The 18,853-nt window shown below is 35.0% G+C and carries 13 protein-coding genes; all 13 read right to left on the bottom strand.

Going from position 1 to position 18,853, the window contains the following annotated elements:
• Positions 1-203 precede the first annotated feature (203 nt).
• The 13 genes from LC095_RS03400 to glnA all read right to left on the bottom strand — a co-directional run bounded on the left by LC095_RS03400 (position 204) and on the right by glnA (position 18,774).
• Positions 204-3,638: a glycoside hydrolase family 2 TIM barrel-domain containing protein gene (locus tag LC095_RS03400; protein ID WP_226526820.1), complete on the bottom strand. Its 3,435-nt coding sequence runs from the start codon at positions 3,636-3,638 to the stop codon at positions 204-206.
• Between the two features lie 84 nt (positions 3,639-3,722).
• Entirely contained in the window at positions 3,723-4,397 is a 675-nt protein-coding gene (locus tag LC095_RS03395; RefSeq protein WP_078434130.1) for a GntR family transcriptional regulator, read from the bottom strand.
• Between the two features lie 61 nt (positions 4,398-4,458).
• Positions 4,459-5,565: a mannonate dehydratase gene (gene uxuA / locus LC095_RS03390; RefSeq protein WP_226526819.1), complete on the bottom strand. Its 1,107-nt coding sequence runs from the start codon at positions 5,563-5,565 to the stop codon at positions 4,459-4,461.
• Between the two features lie 93 nt (positions 5,566-5,658).
• Positions 5,659-6,453 (bottom strand): Nif3-like dinuclear metal center hexameric protein, encoded by a 795-nt coding sequence (locus LC095_RS03385; RefSeq protein WP_226526818.1) that lies wholly within the window; start codon positions 6,451-6,453, stop codon positions 5,659-5,661.
• A 45-nt stretch (positions 6,454-6,498) separates the two neighbouring features.
• The gene (locus tag LC095_RS03380; RefSeq protein WP_226526817.1) at positions 6,499-7,203 is read right to left on the bottom strand and encodes a YesL family protein; all 705 of its coding nucleotides are present in this window, start codon (positions 7,201-7,203) and stop codon (positions 6,499-6,501) included.
• Between the two features lie 74 nt (positions 7,204-7,277).
• On the bottom strand, positions 7,278-8,906 hold the full coding sequence (locus tag LC095_RS03375) for an extracellular solute-binding protein (protein WP_226526816.1): 1,629 nt from the start codon (positions 8,904-8,906) through the stop codon (positions 7,278-7,280).
• A gap of 148 nt (positions 8,907-9,054) precedes the next feature.
• Complete coding sequence (locus tag LC095_RS03370) at positions 9,055-9,924, bottom strand: carbohydrate ABC transporter permease (protein ID WP_026561665.1); 870 nt, start codon at positions 9,922-9,924, stop codon at positions 9,055-9,057.
• 12 nt (positions 9,925-9,936) lie between these two features.
• Positions 9,937-10,899: an ABC transporter permease gene (locus tag LC095_RS03365; protein ID WP_226526815.1), complete on the bottom strand. Its 963-nt coding sequence runs from the start codon at positions 10,897-10,899 to the stop codon at positions 9,937-9,939.
• A 401-nt stretch (positions 10,900-11,300) separates the two neighbouring features.
• Positions 11,301-12,461: a Gfo/Idh/MocA family protein gene (locus LC095_RS03360; protein WP_226526814.1), complete on the bottom strand. Its 1,161-nt coding sequence runs from the start codon at positions 12,459-12,461 to the stop codon at positions 11,301-11,303.
• Positions 12,462-12,557: 96 nt separating this feature from the next.
• Positions 12,558-14,609 (bottom strand): alpha-glucuronidase family glycosyl hydrolase, encoded by a 2,052-nt coding sequence (locus tag LC095_RS03355; RefSeq protein ID WP_413467452.1) that lies wholly within the window; start codon positions 14,607-14,609, stop codon positions 12,558-12,560.
• A gap of 111 nt (positions 14,610-14,720) precedes the next feature.
• Positions 14,721-16,052, bottom strand: a complete 1,332-nt coding sequence (gene xylA / locus LC095_RS03350) for a xylose isomerase (RefSeq protein WP_078434138.1) — start codon at positions 16,050-16,052, stop codon at positions 14,721-14,723.
• A 265-nt stretch (positions 16,053-16,317) separates the two neighbouring features.
• The gene (locus LC095_RS03345) at positions 16,318-17,163 is read right to left on the bottom strand and encodes an SDR family oxidoreductase (protein ID WP_226526812.1); all 846 of its coding nucleotides are present in this window, start codon (positions 17,161-17,163) and stop codon (positions 16,318-16,320) included.
• Positions 17,164-17,409: 246 nt separating this feature from the next.
• Positions 17,410-18,774, bottom strand: coding sequence for a type I glutamate--ammonia ligase (gene glnA / locus LC095_RS03340; RefSeq protein ID WP_226526811.1), 1,365 nt, complete (start codon positions 18,772-18,774; stop codon positions 17,410-17,412).
• Positions 18,775-18,853: the final 79 nt, after the last annotated feature.

Here is an 18,853-nt window from a genome sequence, read left to right as displayed (position 1 = left end):
TTCACTTACTATTAATTGTAAATTTATTTCCACTGAAACTACTATATCAATTTTCTGATTGAATAACCATGTATTTTGTATGATATCCCAAAACTAGACTATTCTCCTAATGGCTAATAGGAAGGATGATGTGAATGAGGTTTATTACAAATAAAAAAAGTTGACATCCGTTATAGGTTGTCAACTTTATATAAACACATTAATTATGAATCAAAACGGAACCAACCAAAATCAAAATGACACCCCGGCAAAAATATAAATGTCACTTTTTGTTTACCTGAGATCTTTTCTAAGTTGAAGACTTTTTGTTCAAACTTTTCGGATTTTGTGAATTCAATGATTTGTTTCGTTTCCCCTTCTTCACCTGTAAAAGAAATTTGAATTGTATTTTTATCATGATGGGATCGACCGTAGATGGTCAATTTTGTTGCTCCTTCACCAATAAAATGCATATCATCAAACTCAAGTGATACATTGTTTCCAATACCTTCTACACTGTTTTCTCTCATCATAAAAGTATCGCCATATATATGATCACATTCAGTTGCCGTAATCTTTTCAGTCGCTTTGATCTTTTTCTCAAATGTAAAACCTTTTATATGCACCTTTTGATTGAGCACAAAGCATATTGATGAAATTCCATGAAGGCGCTTGGATAATTGATATGTTTCCTCTTGATAAACATTCCATCTTGAAGGTTTTTGATAAATAACATCTGCAAGTAATTGACTGCCTTCTTCATCCGGCATGCCTTCCCAAATTTGGATTGGGTATTGTTCACTTGATAAAGCAAAAATAGGAATTGTTATCGTATTAGAGCCGTAAGAGCCAAAATCGATTTCCCGAAATCCGACCTGAGTTTCCCCATCTCTGCTGGTTGCCACACCTCGCTCGTTTCCATTTGTTACCTCACCTTTGCTATAATTATACAGTCCTGCAGAAATAAATTCATAAGGGTCTTTATATGCCTTCCCAAGTCCCTCTGCCTTAAATTCCAATTGGGAAATGAGCCTGATCTTATCGCTGCCATTTTTACTTGTACATCGAACCCGAAATTCTCCATCTCCTAAAGCGGTAACTAACACTTTCTTTCCATTACTTGTAACTTTTGCAATATTTGATTTAATACCTGATTCATTTACAACGCTCCATTCAACATCTTGATATGTTGCGTTAAGAGGATAAATATTTGCATATACTTCCATTTCACTCATGCTTTCATTAAAAAACTGACCGGACGCACTGATTATCTCGATTTTCCGTACAGGTATTTCATCTTTATTTCCCAAGACAATTGGCATTTCTTGATTTTTCACATTTGCTGTAACACCTTGTAAAGATTCATTTTGAATTGGGATCGACTCAATTTCAATTGTTTGAGTATCTAATCCGTTTGAAGAAACTTCGATTATAATCTTCCCTGCATCTAGTGTTGACGCGATTATGGCCATTAATTTACCACTAAATAATCTCCTGCTAATTCCTTTATACTGATCATAATCTGTACTATCACCATTATCCAATCCAACTAATCTACCGGCACCAGAAACATGTACATCCACACGATTTGATGCATCTTCAACAGGATTGCCTTGTTCATCATCCAATGTGATTTCTACAAAAAGTAGATCAGTCCCGTTTGCTATTACATGTTCCTTATCAGGCTGGAGGGAAATGTACTTTGCATCACCAAACGACCTTCGTACATCCATAGCAATTTCTTTTCCTGTTTCATCATAGGCAATAGCTTTTAATTCTCCTTCTTCGTAAGGAATTTTCCACCACCCAACAAGGTTTTCACCTTTTTCATGGTCAATATCGTGTGTACCAATCTTACGTCCATTAAGTTGTAATTCAATTTTCGGTGCATTGGAACAAACACGAACATCAATCAATTGACCTTTATTAAAATTCCAATATGGAAAAATATGTACCATAGGTGCTGTTTTATAATTCGTCCATGCTGATTGGTAGATATAATACGAGTCTTTCTTAAAAGTAGCTGTGTCAATCTGACCAAAATACGAGTTTTTGGTGTGATATGGTGTAGGTTCTCCTATGTAATCGAAACCTGTCCATATAAATTGTCCGAGTGAAAATGGTGTATCCCTTTCTGCCAGGATACAAGCTTCAGCAGATCTAGCTCCCCAACTTGTTGAACTATTTCCTAGTGCTGAACATTGCTCATCATCATCTGCGAGAATTGATTTTTCAAATGGGAAATGATAGATTCCCCTGCTCTGCACAACGGATGCCGTTTCACTGCCATAGATCACCCAATCAGGATGTTCTTCGTGATGTTTTTGATAGTATTTTTCAGCATAATTATAGCCTGTTACCTTCACGATATCTGCACATTTTTGGGCATTTTCCCAAGGCATAAAATTGGATCCAATCGTAACGCTTGCATTTTGCTTCGGATCAAATTCTTTCACATATTGCATTAACAATTTAGTAATTTCCTGACCTCTTTCATCCGCATGAGTATCATAAATCTCATTTCCAATACTCCACATTAGTAAGCTTGGATGATTTCTGTCTCTCATTACCCAGCTTTTCACATCGTGATATGCCCATTCTTTAAAGAATCTGGCATAATCATAGGGAGTTTTTGGCCGCTCCCACATATCAAATGCTTCCGTCACAACAAGAAATCCCATTTCATCTGCAAATTCCATTAATTCTTTTGCAGGCATATTGTGGGCTGTACGGATAGCATTAACACCCATTTCTTTCAAAATAACGAGTCTTCTTTTTAAAGCCGTTTTATGAAAAGCAGCTCCTAGTGCTCCTAAATCATGGTGTTCACATACTCCATTTAATTTCATCTTTTTTCCATTAAGTTGTAACCCGTTGATTGGATCTAAATTAATTTCTCTAAAACCAATTTTTTGAGTAATTGTCTCAATTTCTTGATAACTACTCTTACTTCTATTCACCAAAAACAACTGCGTTTTTAGTTCATAAAGATGGGGAGTATCTGTGTCCCAGAGTACTGGATTTTCAACTTCTAAAACTTGGTGGTTCATTGAAGTGGAAGAATCGGAACTTATCTCTTCTTTAGTGATGGCAATAACTTGTTCATCTTCATTAAGAAGAACATGGGAAATAACAACATCATGTTCATGGTTGATTTCAGTTTCTACCTCTATTAGCCAGCTATGTTCGTTCTTTTTAGTAGATAGATAGATTCCATCTGTCACAATATGGTTTTTGTCCCTTGTCTTTAACCATACATTTCGATAGATACCGGCTCCTGAGTACCAGCGACTGTTTGGACTCTGATGAACAACTTTTACCAAAATTTCATTTTCACCATCACCTACTACATCTGTAATATCATGTTCGAAAGATGAATACCCATATTTCCATTCACCTACAAACTGATTATTTACATAAAGAGATGAATCCATATAGACTCCATCAAAGGCTAATAGAACTTGCTGCTCCTCTTTTTTTAACGTGAATTTTTTCCGGTACCATCCAATACTGTTTTCATACAAATTTAAGGTATTATAAATTAACCAATCATGAGGAATATCAATTGATTCAAAGCTTAATGAAGATGGATCATGAGGACTGTCTAGACTGGTTTTTGCAAACTCCCATCCATTATTAAAAAGTTCCTTTTTATTCATATTGTTAACTCACTTTCTATATGATAGTTACCAATAAAACTGACGAAGATTGTAAAGGTTATCATGTGACATACTAGTAAAAAGCTATTTAAAATAATTTGGATATGATCGTTTTAAATATTCCTTATCAATAACCGCTAGCATTAAATGCTCTTGCATCAACTTCTCTGCTTTATCAGGGTTTTTCTCTTTTATTCCTTCAAAAATTTCTTTATGTTGCAAGTAAATGGTATACCAGTTAAAGTCAGTCGCTAACCTAAGCATTCTGCTTCGATTAAAGTGAACATTCATTTGTTGAATAACTGACCATATATTATACTTTTGACACCCCATAAAAATGGTCTTATGATATTCTTCATCCAGCTCAAACATTTTTCGGTAATCCTGCTGTTCAATACAAACCTTTTGCATGCTGAGATTCATTTCTAATGTAATTAGTTTATCTTGAGGAAATGTTTCACAAGCTAATCGAATGACCGCTCTTTCTAAATGCTCCCTCATAAATCTTGCTTCTTCCACTAAATTTAAGTCGATTAAAGAGACAAACGTTCCTCTTTGAGGAAAAACGTTTAATAGCCCCTCTCTCGAGAGTCGTAAAAAACTTTCCCGAACCGGAGTACGACTTACATTGAATTTTTCAGACATCTCCTTCTCTGAAATACTTGTACCTGGTGCGAGTTGTAAATTTAATATTTGCGATTTTAGTTCTTCATACACTTGATTGCTTGTTGAAGATCTCGGTTTATGGTCTATATACATTTGATACTCTCCAATCATCTAATGTAACGGTTTTCTATTAACCTATTAAGAAGTTATTACCTTATAAATATAACGTCCCACGTTTTTTATTCTTTTGTGCTTTGACTTTATCTAAGCTGTCCCAAATGCCAAGCAGATACATAATACCTAGTGCACGATCGTATAAGCCGTATCCCGGTCGAGCTTGTTCTCCCCAAATCATCCTTCCATGATCTGGTCTCACATATCCTTTAAAGTTTGTATCATGTAAAGCTTTAACAATTTCATAAATATCTAAGGATCCGTCAGAGCTTCGATGGGAGCTTTCAGTGAAATCTCCGTTTTCTTCGATTTTCACATTTCGTATATGAGCAAACGGTATCCTGTTTATGCTTGAAAAATACAGCATGATCGCGGGTATATCATTATCAGGATTTGCACCAAGTGAACCAGAACATAATGTTAAGCCGTTCGAAGGACTATCCACAAGATTGACAATCCTCTGTAAATTTTGGAAATTGGTCACGATTCTTGGTAATCCAAAAATTGACCATGGAGGATCATCAGGATGAATAGCCATCTTTATATCATGTTCCTCAGCCACTGGAATTACTTTCTTTAAAAAGTACTGCAGGTGTTCAAATAAATCATCTTCAGTTACATCTTTATATAATTCAAATGCTCTTTTAATTTTTTTAATTCTTTCAGGCTCCCAACCTGGTAGTGAAAAGCCATTTGCAGAGTTTTCAACATTTCTTATTAAAACTTCAGGATCTACACGTTCAATCTTTTCCTTTTCATAAGCAAGTACTGTTGATCCATCAGGTAACACTTTGGCCAGATCAGATCTAATCCAATCAAAGACAGGCATAAAGTTATAACAAATGACTTTAATTCCAGCTTGTGCTAAATGTCGAATTGTTTGTTGATAATTTTCTATATAATGATCACGTGTTGGTAATCCCAGTTTAATATCTTCATGTACATTAACACTTTCAATGATATCAAGGTTTAAGCCTTTTGCATTTACCTCTTTCTTTAAATCGAGAATTCTATCCAGCGGCCAAACCTCTCCAGCGGCTATATCATGCAGTCCCCCAACGATGCCGTCCATTCCCGGAATCTGTTTTATTTGATCAAGGGTAACACTATCATCTTGACTCCCAAACCAACGAAACGTCATTTTCATTTTTTCTGCCTCCTTGTATACTTACTAAATCGAATTTATATGTATACTATTCATACTAGTATGGTAGTTTAGTTATTATACGTTTGAAATTTATTATTTAGCATGAATCAATTTTTCATTAGATAGAAATGTTGTTTGTATCGCTGGAAAATAGGACTTGAGTTTTTCCGCTAAGTATTCCATCCCGGGTTCTTCGCTGGCAGCATGACCAATCATGATTAAGCCCTTTTTCTTACCTTGAACTCCTGCGTCACGTATATATTCCGGTGTTTCCCATTCCTGACCTTCTCCAGTGATAATCAAGTCCACGTTTTCTTTTTCGAATAATGGGATGGCTGTTTCTCCACCTCCTCGAAAACCAACTGTAAGTCCTATCCTAGCGCATTCAAGGCTCAAATCTCCTACAACTCGAACAAAAGGAATAGAAAGTTTTTCTTTCACATACGCAACGATTTTTTCACCTGACATAGGTGGGATAGCCAGAATAGATGATGTGAGATTATGTCTCTCTAAATAGCCGTCCCACTCTAATCTCTGAATAAGCCCTTCTGTTATTAGATCAGGCGTGTATTTGTGAATATAGTCATGAAATCGGTAAATAGCGATTCCTGAGTTTTTAATTAGTTCAAGCTTTTCAGCATATACTTCATTATTTTTTAGGACTTTATCGTTTTGATTATGACTGTAAAATATTCCTTCATGTGTTATTATCATGTTTGCACCTATTTTTTTGGCATGTTCAATAGCAAAATGTGATGCGACAAATGTTACAAGTATTCCATTTACCTCATCATCACCATTTCCAAATAGGAGCGAGTCTACTGTTGATTCCATATTCTCAACTGGAGACTCTAATTGTTTCACAACATCTGTTACTTTTATTCCCATCATGTTCCCCTCGCATCATTGTTATCATTTTATAAGCTACTCCAGTTATTGATCTGTATGTTTTGAACTCGTTTTCAGAAAGTTCGTTTCAATATCTAAAAGCATTTCCTTTGTATTAAGGGCCAAGAGATAAAAGACAAAGCTTGTTACAAAAAGAATTAAAAAGTCAGTTGTAATTGTCGTAATAAATGCTAGGATAAACAGGATCAACATATTTCCCACTGTGTTTTTCACCTTCATAAAACTGTAATAAACAGATAGCTTCCATATATCTCTCATTCTAAATTTAAAGCGCGAACTAATTGCAACAGCATTTAATATCAACATAGTCCATAAGACGATCAGAACGAAAATCACTATAGATAAAATTTGATTTAATTCTGTTGGTGTTTGGCGAAGATACTGTAAATCAACGATTAAAATAAAGTAAACCAAAAGAATTGGGAACCAGATGGATAAAATATCTTTTATATTCTTTTTAAATCCGTAGAAAAAGTCATGTGTTGGAGAAAGCTCTTTCGTTCTCACAAGTTTTTCCATAGAATAGTATAAAGCTGCTACAGCTGGACCTGTGGGGATTAGAGCTAAAAAGTACAGGAGAATGTTTGAAAATGAAGGTTCTAATGTCATAAAGAAAAAAATAAACAGTCCATTAGTTAAGACAAAATAAATATTTGTTAATAGAAAAGCATAAACATAGTTAGTAAATGTATATAAAATCCCTTGACCAAATTGATTCTTTTCATCCATTATTATTCACCTGCTTTTTAGTAGAGGTTAACTAAACGTGATATGAGTCACGTTTAGTTAACCTCTTTATTAGATTATTTATTAGCGTCTTTATACGTTTTATTTGCCAGATCTACGTATTGTTGCAAGCCTTGACCCTCTAACTCTTTTACAAATGCATCGAATTCACTTAAATCACGTTCACCTAAGATAAATTTCAATGTATTTTGGTCAGTAAAGTCTTTTAATGGCGTACTTAATAATGTTACTTGTTCTCTATCTTCAACTGTGTAAGGAATTGGTGGCTCTGCAGGAACGGTTGTTTTTCTATTTGCCATATCCTCTTGGAACTTGATCTCCTCTTCACTCATCATAGATCGAAGAAGGTCAGTTGTTCCACCGTAAGCAAATACTCCTCCTGAGAAACCATAATCGATACGTAAGTCTTTCGTTCCAGCTGGGTTTAAGCCATTATAATTAACCTCTTCAACCAGAGTTCTAGTTCCATCTTCAGCCTTTGTAAATGTCGTGCCTTCAACTCCCCATTTAGTAAACTCCTGACCTTCATCACTATAATATAACCAATCAATGAATTGAAGGATCGCGTCAAAGTATTCGCTTTCTTTAGCTTTAGAAGAAATCATTACCCCATTTTCTAATCTTGAACCGCCCATTAAATCTCCAGCAGGTCCACCAGGAACAGTTATTTTCGCAATAGAATAATTTCCTTCGCCTAACGTTTTGTCCATATCAGTTCGATGTTGAACAACTGTTTGTGAGTTTCCATTAATGATAAATGACTTGCCTGTAACAAACTTCTGAACAGCCTGATCATCTTCTTGAGTAAAGCTTTCTTTATCCAATAGACCTTCTTCAACTAATTTATTAAAATAGGTTAGCAATTCTTTATACTCATCTGTTGTTGCTGTTGGTACGAATTCATCCTTAGATTCGTCATATGTTAAACCATTTCCAAAACCCCATCCGGCTTTTGTGCCAAAGTTAACTGCGGCAATATTTAGTGTACTATTGAAAGTAAATCGATCAGAAAAAGGTGTAACATCAGGATATAATTCTTTTAATTTTTTCATTGCTGTATATAATTCATCCCATGTTTTTGGAATCGCAATATTATGCTTTTCGAAAATATCTGTTCTTACAATTAATGTATAATCTGGCCAAACAGCTTCATGTAAACCAGGTAAAACGTAAAATTTCCCATCCTTCTGACGAAGTCCTTTTAATTCATCTTCAAGTTGCCATTTCTCCACTTTTTCCTTAAAGTGAGGCATTTTGTCCATGTAATCACTTACAGGTAATGCTGCGCCAGAAGCAACAAATGGTGCTTCTTCACCTGGATAAGTTTTTGGAATAATTAACGGTGCATCACCAGAACTAATTAAAAGACTACGTTTTTGAGGATAATCACTTAAAGGAACAATTGTTGGTTTTAATGTTACATTCGTTGTTTCTTTAATATGATCCCATAACAGCCAGTCTTCCTTGTATGGATATGTAGGTTGATCCATGTAGAGAATTGAAAGATCAAATTCTTCACTAGATTTAAAAGTATCACCTACATTGTATGATTCCATCGCTCCTTTTTGATTTACGTTCTTCTCCTCTGAACTTGATGTTTCATTGTTTGAACAGCCAGCAACAACAAGTGCTGATAAAGCCAATACACTAAATGTCGACTTTAACCCTTTTAGACCTTTCCCCATTTCTTTTCCTCCCTTTTTTTTGGTTTTGTCGATTTAACATAAGCGTTTTTATCTACTTAGGCGATAAGACGCTCATTAAAAGAAAGATAATCCCTTCTCTTAATGAGAGTCTCATTGCTACTAAGTAAACAATTAAACGCTCTTGTATTTACTTAACAGATCCGAGCATTACTCCCGATACAAAGTATTTTTGTACAAATGGATAGATTGTTAAGATCGGTAAAATTGTTAAGACCATCGTAACGGATTTAATGTTTGCCGATATTTGAGTTAAATTATCAGCAGAAGAGGCACCGGCAGATGTTGCTCCAGTCACACCTGCTATCATATTTCTCAAATACATCGTAACAGGGAATAACTCTTTTTGATCTAAGTATAAGAATGCAGGAAACCAAGAGTTCCAATGTCCTACTGCATAAAACAAAATCATTGTTGCAATAACTGCCTTACTGAGGGGCAGAACAATTTTCAATAAAATTCCATACGTATTTAATCCATCGATAGAAGCAGCTTCCTCCAATTCTTCTGGCATATTTTCAAAAAATGACTTCATAATTAACATGTTATAAACACTGATAGCACCTGGAATGACGATGGCCCAAATTGAGTTACCAAATCCTAAACTATTAATTAACACATAGTTAGGTACTAACCCACCATTAAAAAACATGGTAAAAACGGCGAAAAATGTTAAAAACTTTCTACCTACTAAACGTTTCTTTGATAATGCATAGGCAAAGATTGTTGTAAGGAACATAGAAATCGCTGTTCCTACAACTGTATATACAACTGTATTTTTATAATTGATCCAAAACATACTATCTTGTGCAATTGTCTTGTAAGTGTCTATATTAAATCCTCTAGGGAAAAGAGTAACTTTCCCTGCATTGATATAGGCCTCACTACTAAATGATTGAGCGATTACATTTAAAAAAGGGTAAAGTGTACAAAAAACGATGATGATTAAAATTGATACATTGAAAACTTTAAATATTTTATATTGTTTTGACTCTTTCATTTTATCAACCCCCTACCACAAGCTTCTTTCAGTTAATTTTCTAGAAATTCCATTAGCTGATAATACTAAGACCAAGCCTATAATAGATTCAAATAACCCGATCGCAGTTGCATAACTAAAATTACTAGATTCCAAACCAACTCGATATAAATATGTTGAGATAACATCTGATGTTTGATAAGTTAATGGGTTATATAAAAGTAAGATTTTTTCAAAGCCTACTGCCATGAAACTCCCGATATTTAGAATTAGTAAAACAACAATTGTTGGAAGAATTCCTGGTATTGTGATATGAAGAGTTTGTTTCCAGCGATTTGCACCATCTATTTTGGCAGCCTCATACAATGATTCATCTATTGTTGTTAGTGCTGCTAAGTACAAAATTGCTCCCCATCCCATCGTTTGCCATATCTCTGAAGTTACATAAATGGTTCTGAACCATTCTGCTTGTTGAATAAAGTTAATCTTTTCACCCGTGAAAAATTCCACAATCGAATTGATAGTCCCATTAACTGCTGTTAATTGCAGAATCATTCCTGCTACAATAACGATTGATAAAAAGTGAGGTAAATATGATGCCGTTTGAACAAACTTCTTGAATTTTTTCGCTTTAATTTCATTAAGCAATAAGGCAAAAATGATCGGCATCGGAAAACAAATAATAAGTGTTAATCCACCAAGCATTAGGGTGTTTTTAAACACATTCCAAAATGTTGGATCATTGATAAACATCTTAAAATAATGTAGGCCTACCCAAGATTCCCCGTAAATTTTACCTCCAGGCATAAATCGTCTAAATGCAATAATATTCCCAAACATAGGTCCATATTTAAATATGATTAAGTAAACGATGGGTAGAACTAGCAATGAGTACAGCTGCCAATCCCTTCGTATGATCGTTCCCAAAAAAGCTAGTTTACTTCTTTTGATTACAATATTTGATTCCCCACCTGTTTCGACTTTAATTTCTGCCATATTAATCCCCCCACTCTTTTCACAAAATAATTAAGATCGAAAACCGCATATCTATGAAGCGCTTACAAACAATTCGAGAGTTTTATATGTTTTTCTTTGAACACAAATGAATATTAATAATACTAGTATGGTAGTAATATGGAATAGGATAAATGTTAAAATTTATTCATTATTTTCCCATATATCTATTTTTCATAAATGGTTTATGGTCAATAAAACTAGTTGGAGCAGGTATTCTATGCGACATTCTGTAAATATACAATATGATATTACTGTCCTGCCCCAGCCAATTGATTATATTAATTTTTTCTACTACTTATATACTAGATTTGTATTTCTTCTTCATTTGAGATATTTATCAGGTTAAGCTGTGAAAGCAAGCAATTTAGCCCTCGCATTATTTACACGTATTTGCCACCTGTTGAAATTTTTGTATCAGAGAAATTTTCAATGCTCGTTGTTTTCTCATAAAAACGCTTAACATGTGCAAGTATTCCTTCACGTGTATAAAAAGGATCATCTACTGAAAGAGGTAATGTTACGCGAACACCTTCATTTGCAGACTTGTAAATGGCCGTAATAAGCTCTAATGTATTACGTCCTTGAATTCCATCAACAAGTAAACACTCTTGGCCATTGATGGCTTCTAAGAAATGATTAATTTGTCCAGTGTGGCCTTCATGTTCAAGTAATGGACATTCATCCCAAAATTGTTGAATCTTCGTTTCGATGTCAATATCACTTTCTTCATACGGAAATCCATTCGCTCGAGCCTTTTGCGCTTTCACCTTCCATGGAACTGAAACTCTTGCTTTTTCCCCTTGAAAAATAAGCTGCTGTTCTTCACCATGATGGACAACAGAACTCGTCACTTGTGCTAATCCTCCATCTTCATACTGTAAAATGGCAACCGACAGATCTTCAACCTCTGCATTATCATGTAATGTATTTGAAGAAATAGCTACGATTTCTTTCGGCATTCCCATCATCCATTGCAACATATCAATATGATGAACAGCATGATTTAACGTACAGCCTCCACCTTCTTTTTCCCAAGTGCCTCTCCACCATAAATCATAGTAACTATGACCTCTCCACCAATAGGAATCAATTTGTGCATGAGCTATTTTCCCAATTAATTTCTGGTTCAGTACATGACTTAAATTCATAATTGGATTCATAAAACGATTTTGAGCAACAACAGATAGTAGTCTATTGCTTTCCTTAGCTGCCATAATCATGTCATCACATTCTTTTAATGAGGAAGCCATTGGTTTTTCAACCAAAACATGTTTACCCGCTTGAAGAAAGTCAACAGCTAGATTTCTATGAGTAAAAGGTGGTGTACATATTGAAACAGCATCAATTGTTGGATCATCCAATAATTCACTGTAATCGCTAACAATTTTACATTTTAAAGAGAAAGTTTCTGCAAGTGTCCTCGCTTTGTCTGGGTAGATATCTGCTAATGCAACGATTTTACATTTTTCCGATAAAGTATCATACGCTTTAACATGGGCAGAAGCTATTCCACCGGCACCGATAATGGCTATATTAATCAAGGGACCATTTCCTTTCCGAATAGAAGATTAATAATATCCTAGTAATACTAGTATGGTAGTGAAGTTATAAAAAAAATGTTATGTCATTTCAAAAAATTAGTAAATAAGGCGACTATGTTCATCCTGGATACCGGAATGTCTAAAGAAATACGTATTGATACGATCTCTCCACTCAATTGCATTTTCTAATTGCATGTTAAATCGATCTAATACATTTTTATACCGATAGGAATCTATGTTTTGCTCAAGCTGTTTCCACTTTTGAATCATATCCTGAACCTGTTCAACCCCTAAAAAGTGTGTATCGTAAATATGTTGAATAACCGTCTTACCCGATTTTAATTGATGACGATAAGGGACATGATGGAAAAATAATAATAAATTATCCGGACACGTTTCAATTGAATCATATAGACTGGCGTTTTCAGGATAATATTGTGAAGTATATCCAGTTCCGTCTTTTATCGTTCGATTCACTCCTGTACCAAAGCAATCTGAAAAATGATACGTTCCCCACAATGAGTATTCATACCCTTCAATATTAGGTCCATAGTGATGACCCGGATTAATCATCCAGCCAACCCCAAGCGGTGCCGTATAATTCTCATAAATCTCCCAAGAATGAAGAAGCATTTTCGTAATAGTTGAAACAACTTCATCATCATGACCAAATGTAATACGAACCCACTCATTCGCAATTTCCTCTGATGTTAAGTCGGTATTCCAAATTAAACGGCCATAGCCAAAAAAGTTTGCTTGAGCAAGTGTATTTCCTGTCCAGTTCATATCATTTCCAATATTAGATACAGCTGTGATACCACTATATGTTAGGTCAAACTGTGATCCATCTACAATCGATTTGATCGTGGTTCCTTCTCCCTTTGCGTGCGTGTCAAAGTCCAAAACTTCCTTCCATTGTGGAACAAGGAAGCATAAATCTTTTTGTTGTCCCGTATATTCTTGTGCCACTTGAAATTCAAGTACATGGTTTGTGTTCTGCAGGGCACCAAATAAAGGGGAAACAGGTTCTCTTACTTGGAAATCCATTGGACCATTTTTAATCTGGAGGATAACATTATCCATAAACTCTCCGTCTAATGGTTTAAAATGATCATATGCCGCTCTTGCACGATCTGTTTTTCGATCACGCCAATCTTGAAGACAGTTGTAAACAAAACATCTCCAGAAAACAAGTCCACCAAACGGCTCAAGTGCTTTAGCCAGCATATTTGCCCCATCTGCATGTGTACGATTATATGTAAAAGGCCCGGGACGATGTTCTGAATCCGCTTTCACAATAAACCCGCCAAAATCAGGTATATGTTGATAAATCTCTTTTGTTTTCTCGATCCACCATTGCTGTACATCTTTATCCAAAGGATCTGCAGTTGGAAGATTACCAATTTCAATTGTACTTGCATAATTAACACTTAAATATGTTGTAATACCATAACATCTCATAATATCAGCAATTTCTGCAACGCTTGGTAGCATTTCTTTTGTAATAAGATTAGTCTCCACTTTATGCACGTTTACATTATTAATGGATAAACTGTTAATTCCGACTGAAGATAACAATCTAGCATAGTCTTTGATTCTTTTTATATCATGTATAAATTCATAGTCTTTATAGAAAATGGAATCTCCAGAATATCCCCGTTCAATACTACCGTCCATATTATCCCAATGATTAATCATTCGAATTTGGTTAGACGGATTTTCTATAATGGCTAATTCATTAAGGTTTTCTCGCATTTGCATAAGTCTTAAGAGATGAAATGCTCCATATAACACACCTTTATCCTGTTTTCCAATTATCGCGATTGTATGATGATTTTTGTATGTAATCGTTTGAATAAGATAGCTGTCTTCTTGCAAATGATCTAAAACTGTTGTATTAATACCATAATCTTTTAATTGGTTATTTTCATAAGTTGCTAAAACAATTGATGGTTTTTCTAGTGGGACTGCATGTACTGATGGAGGGTGTATCATCGAAGTAATACCTTGTACCAGCTCTTCTTTAGCTGCCTGAATGATTTGTGAATGATCTAAAAAGATGAGAGTTTCGCAATATGTCTGATACTGTTCTTTTATTGAGCTGTCAAGCTTATTATATTGCAGCCAACAATGATACGCTGCTTCCAAAGTTTGTTCTTTGATTTGGATATTAGTGGAATTGTTCAAAGGATTACCCCTTTCCTTTTAATTTAGGATGACTCTACAGACAGAGTCATCCTCCTATTTTATAACAAGAATTTAAACCGTTACATTTGCCAATGTTTCAATAATGTATTGGTTTACCGTTGCTTTTAAACGCTCTTGTCTACCTGAAGCATTTTTAATTTCTGTTAATTGTAGAGCATATTCTTCAAGCTTGCGAAGGTTTGTTTTTCCTTCAACAATCTCTAGTCCAATTCCTTGTGTATAACTGCTATATCTTTCTTCAATAAAGTTATCAAGAACTTTATCTTGGATTAATTTGTTCGCAACTTTTGTACCGATTGCAAATGTGTCCATTCCGGCAATATGTGCATGGAAAAGATCTTCAGCTTCAAATGATCCTCTTCTTACTTTTGCATCGAAGTTTAATCCGCCTTTTCCTAAGCCATCATTTTTGAGAATCTCATACATTGCTAATGTTGTAGAATATAAATCTGTCGGGAATTCATCCGTATCCCAGCCAAGTAGTGTATCACCTTGGTTTGCATCAACAGATCCCAGCATATTGTTTTCGCGTGCAACACGTAATTCGTGTTCGAACGTATGACCTGCAAGTGTAGCGTGGTTTGCTTCAATATTAAATTTAAAATGGTCTGTAAGATCATATTTTTGCAAGAAAGCTAATCCAGTCGCAACATCAAAATCATATTGGTGTTTAGTAGGTTCTTTTGGTTTTGGTTCAATTAGGAATGGTGCATCAAAACCGATTTCTTTAGCATAGTCAACTGCCATATGGAAGAAACGTGCAAGGTTATCTAATTCTAAGCCCATGTTTGTATTAAGAAGTGTTTCATAGCCTTCACGACCACCCCAGAATACATAGTTTTCCGCACCTAGCTCTTTTCCAACTTCAAGCGCTTTTTTCACCTTTGCCGCTGAGTAAGCGTAAACATCAGCATTGTTAGAAGTAGCAGCCCCATGAACATAACGTGGGTTTGTAAACATGTTTGCTGTATTCCAGAGTAGCTTCGTTTTGCTTGTTTTCATATATTCTTTAATCATCGCAACAATAATATCTTGATTTTTATTTGATTCAGCTAATGTTGCTCCTTCTGGTGCAATATCTACATCATGGAAGCAGAAGAATGGTACATTCAGCTTTTCGAAAAATTCAAATGCAGCTTCAACACGAGCTTTTGCTAAATCTAAGCCTTGCAAGTGATTCCATGGGCGAACAGCCGTTCCAACACCGAATGGATCGGAACCGTCAGCAGTAAATGTATGCCAGTATGCAACTGAAAAGCGGAGTAAATCCTCCATTTTCTTTCCGTTAATGACTTCCTCGGGGTTATAGTATTTAAAAGCTAGAGGGTTTGCAGAACCAGGTCCTTCATATTTAATTTGGTTAACGTTTTCAAAATAAGCCATGTTTTTTGCCTCCCGATTAACTAAACTTAAAAACTCCCAAACTACTGTTAACGCTTTCAATAATAGAACATTAACATACAACAATTAGCCTTTTGGTTGTCTTTTAATATAAGTTTTATTCTTTTGTTCCTTACACCAATATAATACCACCTCTAAGTTAGTTTGTCTATTGAATAAACTAAGTTTTTTTATTTTTTTTCAATCCTCGTCAATTATCTACAATACATGTTTGAAATTTCGCTAAAATCATAGAACTACACGTATGTTAGACACCTGAATAAGCCATAAATCCACCATCAACCGGTACACTTATTCCTGTAACGAATCTACTTGAGTTCTCATCAATTAACCATAATAATGTACCTAATAAGTCATCTGGATCTCCCAGTCTTTTCATAGGAGTGTGCGCTAGAATTTTTTTCGTTCGGTCAGTATAGCTGCCATCCTCGTTTTTCAATAATTTTTCATTTTGTTTCGTTAAGAAAAATCCTGGTGCAATTGCATTTACACGAATACCTGTCTCAGCCATATGGACCGCAAGCCATTTTGTGAAGTTCTCAATTCCGGATTTTGCTGCACTATATGCAGGTACCTTTGTCATAGGGCTTGGTGCACTCATTGATGAAATATTGATGATCGTTCCTTTTGTTTCAATCATTCTCTTCGTAAATACTTGAGTTGGAATTAATGTGCCGATAATATTCAGATTAAAAACAGACTGAAAACCTTCTGTCGTAAGGTCAAAGAAAGTCGTAATATCTTTATTTTCTAAATCTGACATCTCAAAGATTTCCTTCGTTGTTACCCCCTTCGGATGATTTCCTCCTGCACCATTTATTAATACATGGTAGTCACCGTATACTTCAAAGATCTTTTGCTCTGCTTTTTTTACACTTTCAATATTAAGTACGTCACACTCGATTGCTAGTGCATCTCCACCAGCTTCAATAATTTCATTCACAACTGCCAAACCTTTTTCGTATGTACGGTTTAAGATAGCGACCTTCATTCCTTGTCGAGCTAATTCAATAGCCATACGACCGCAAAGAACTCCTGCGCCACCTGTAATAACTGCTACTTTATCTTTTAAATCTTCATATATTGGTAACATATTTTCTACTCCTTTTAAAAGTTAAAGTTCATATTATATAATGTTTAACGCTTACATTTTTAATCATACAAACTATTTTCCAGATGATTCATAATGCATCTCTTTGTTTAAGCATTAACCTAAGTATATGTGAACTTTTTCAATTTTCCAATAGCAAAAGTTATAAAATTAAAAAAAGAAAGAAAAAAAATTATATTAATGATTATATAAGAAAAACAGGTGAGAAGATTCACCTGTTTTTGAAAATTAGAATTTAGATTGATAGTTATCAATTTCCCATGAATGTACTGCTGTACGATAGCTATCCCATTCTGCTTTTTTAGCAGATACGTATTCGCCATATACGTGCTCACCTAATGTTTTGCGGCCGATTTCGCCATTTTGGAATTCAGCAATTGATTTTTCAAGGCTTCCTGGAAGATTTTCAATTCCAAGTTCTTCGCGACGCTCTTCTGTCATGTGGAAGATATCTTCATTAATAGAAGCTGGAGCTTTTAAGCCTTTTTCAATCCCTTCAAGACCAGCAGATGCGATAATCGCAAATGTTAGGTATGGATTTGCAGATGGATCTGGACAACGAAGCTCAACACGAGTGGCCATACCTTTTTTAGCTGGAATACGAATTAGTGCTGAACGGTTTGATGCAGACCATGCGATATAGCAAGGTGCTTCATATCCAGGAACTAAACGCTTATAAGAGTTTACTAATGGATTTGTTACAGCAACAATGTTTTTCGCATTATCTACTAAACCTGCGATGAATGAATAAGCTTCATCAGATAATTGTAATTCATCTGCTTCATTATAAAATGCATTTTCCCCATCTTTGAAGAATGACATATTTACGTGCATACCAGAACCGTTGATTCCGAAAACTGGTTTTGGCATAAATGTAGCATGTAAGCCGAATTTTTGGGCAATTGTTTTAACAACCCACTTATAAGTAGTAGATAAATCTGCTGCACCTAAAGCGTCAGCATATTTAAAGTTAATTTCGTGTTGACCTTCAGCAACTTCATGGTGAGAAGCTTCGATTGTGAAGCCCATCGCTTTTAATGCTCGGTAAATTTCTAATCGTACACGTTCACCTAAGTCTTTTGGTGATGGCTCAAAATAACCGCCATTATCATCTAATTGTTGAGTTGGGTTTCCGTCTGCATCTGTTTTGAATAAGAAGAACTCTAATTCCGGACCAACTGAGATTGTGTAACCTTTATCAGCTGCACGATCTACTGTCTTTTTTAAAACATTACGAGTATCACCCTCGAAAAGAGTTCCATCAGGATTCACAGCTGAACAAAGGAAACGTGCTTCAGAATATCCTTCTTCAACAGACCAAGGTAATACTGCAAATGTTGTAAGATCAGGTTGTAAGTATAGATCTGACTTGTTAATTGGAGAGAAACCTTTTACAGAAGAACCGTCAAACATTTGTTTCCCTGCAACAACATCATCGAATTGCTCTACAGTAACAGTCACGCTTTTTAAAATACCCTCTATATCTACAAATTGTAGATGGATAAGCTCTACACTTTTAGAGCTGATAATTTCTTTAATTTGTGCAAGAATTTCCGTATCATTTTTACCTTTTGAAATAACCGCTTCACTCATGTTAGATAACCTCTCATTTCTACGTCGTTTTTTATAACATGAGTTTATTATATTTAAAGATTGTAAATTTGACAAGTGT

It is taken from the genome of Metabacillus niabensis (assembly GCF_020524345.1).
In the GTDB taxonomy this organism is placed as follows: Bacteria; Bacillota; Bacilli; order Bacillales; family Bacillaceae; genus Metabacillus; species Metabacillus niabensis_B.
Note: the sequence above shows the minus strand (reverse complement) of the source record. Positions and strands in the feature narration are given on the sequence as shown.

What these genes read in the sequence shown, in the direction of transcription:
- LC095_RS03400 (WP_226526820.1), bottom strand. Translation starts at nt 3,638, where the DNA reads ATGAATAAAAAGGAACTTTTTAATAATGGATGGGAGTTTGCAAAAACC.
- LC095_RS03395 (WP_078434130.1), bottom strand. Translation starts at nt 4,397, where the DNA reads ATGTATATAGACCATAAACCGAGATCTTCAACAAGCAATCAAGTGTAT.
- uxuA (WP_226526819.1), bottom strand. Translation starts at nt 5,565, where the DNA reads ATGAAAATGACGTTTCGTTGGTTTGGGAGTCAAGATGATAGTGTTACC.
- LC095_RS03385 (WP_226526818.1), bottom strand. Translation starts at nt 6,453, where the DNA reads ATGGGAATAAAAGTAACAGATGTTGTGAAACAATTAGAGTCTCCAGTT.
- LC095_RS03380 (WP_226526817.1), bottom strand. Translation starts at nt 7,203, where the DNA reads ATGGATGAAAAGAATCAATTTGGTCAAGGGATTTTATATACATTTACT.
- LC095_RS03375 (WP_226526816.1), bottom strand. Translation starts at nt 8,906, where the DNA reads ATGGGGAAAGGTCTAAAAGGGTTAAAGTCGACATTTAGTGTATTGGCT.
- LC095_RS03370 (WP_026561665.1), bottom strand. Translation starts at nt 9,924, where the DNA reads ATGAAAGAGTCAAAACAATATAAAATATTTAAAGTTTTCAATGTATCA.
- LC095_RS03365 (WP_226526815.1), bottom strand. Translation starts at nt 10,899, where the DNA reads ATGGCAGAAATTAAAGTCGAAACAGGTGGGGAATCAAATATTGTAATC.
- xylA (WP_078434138.1), bottom strand. Translation starts at nt 16,052, where the DNA reads ATGGCTTATTTTGAAAACGTTAACCAAATTAAATATGAAGGACCTGGT.
- LC095_RS03345 (WP_226526812.1), bottom strand. Translation starts at nt 17,163, where the DNA reads ATGTTACCAATATATGAAGATTTAAAAGATAAAGTAGCAGTTATTACA.
- glnA (WP_226526811.1), bottom strand. Translation starts at nt 18,774, where the DNA reads ATGAGTGAAGCGGTTATTTCAAAAGGTAAAAATGATACGGAAATTCTT.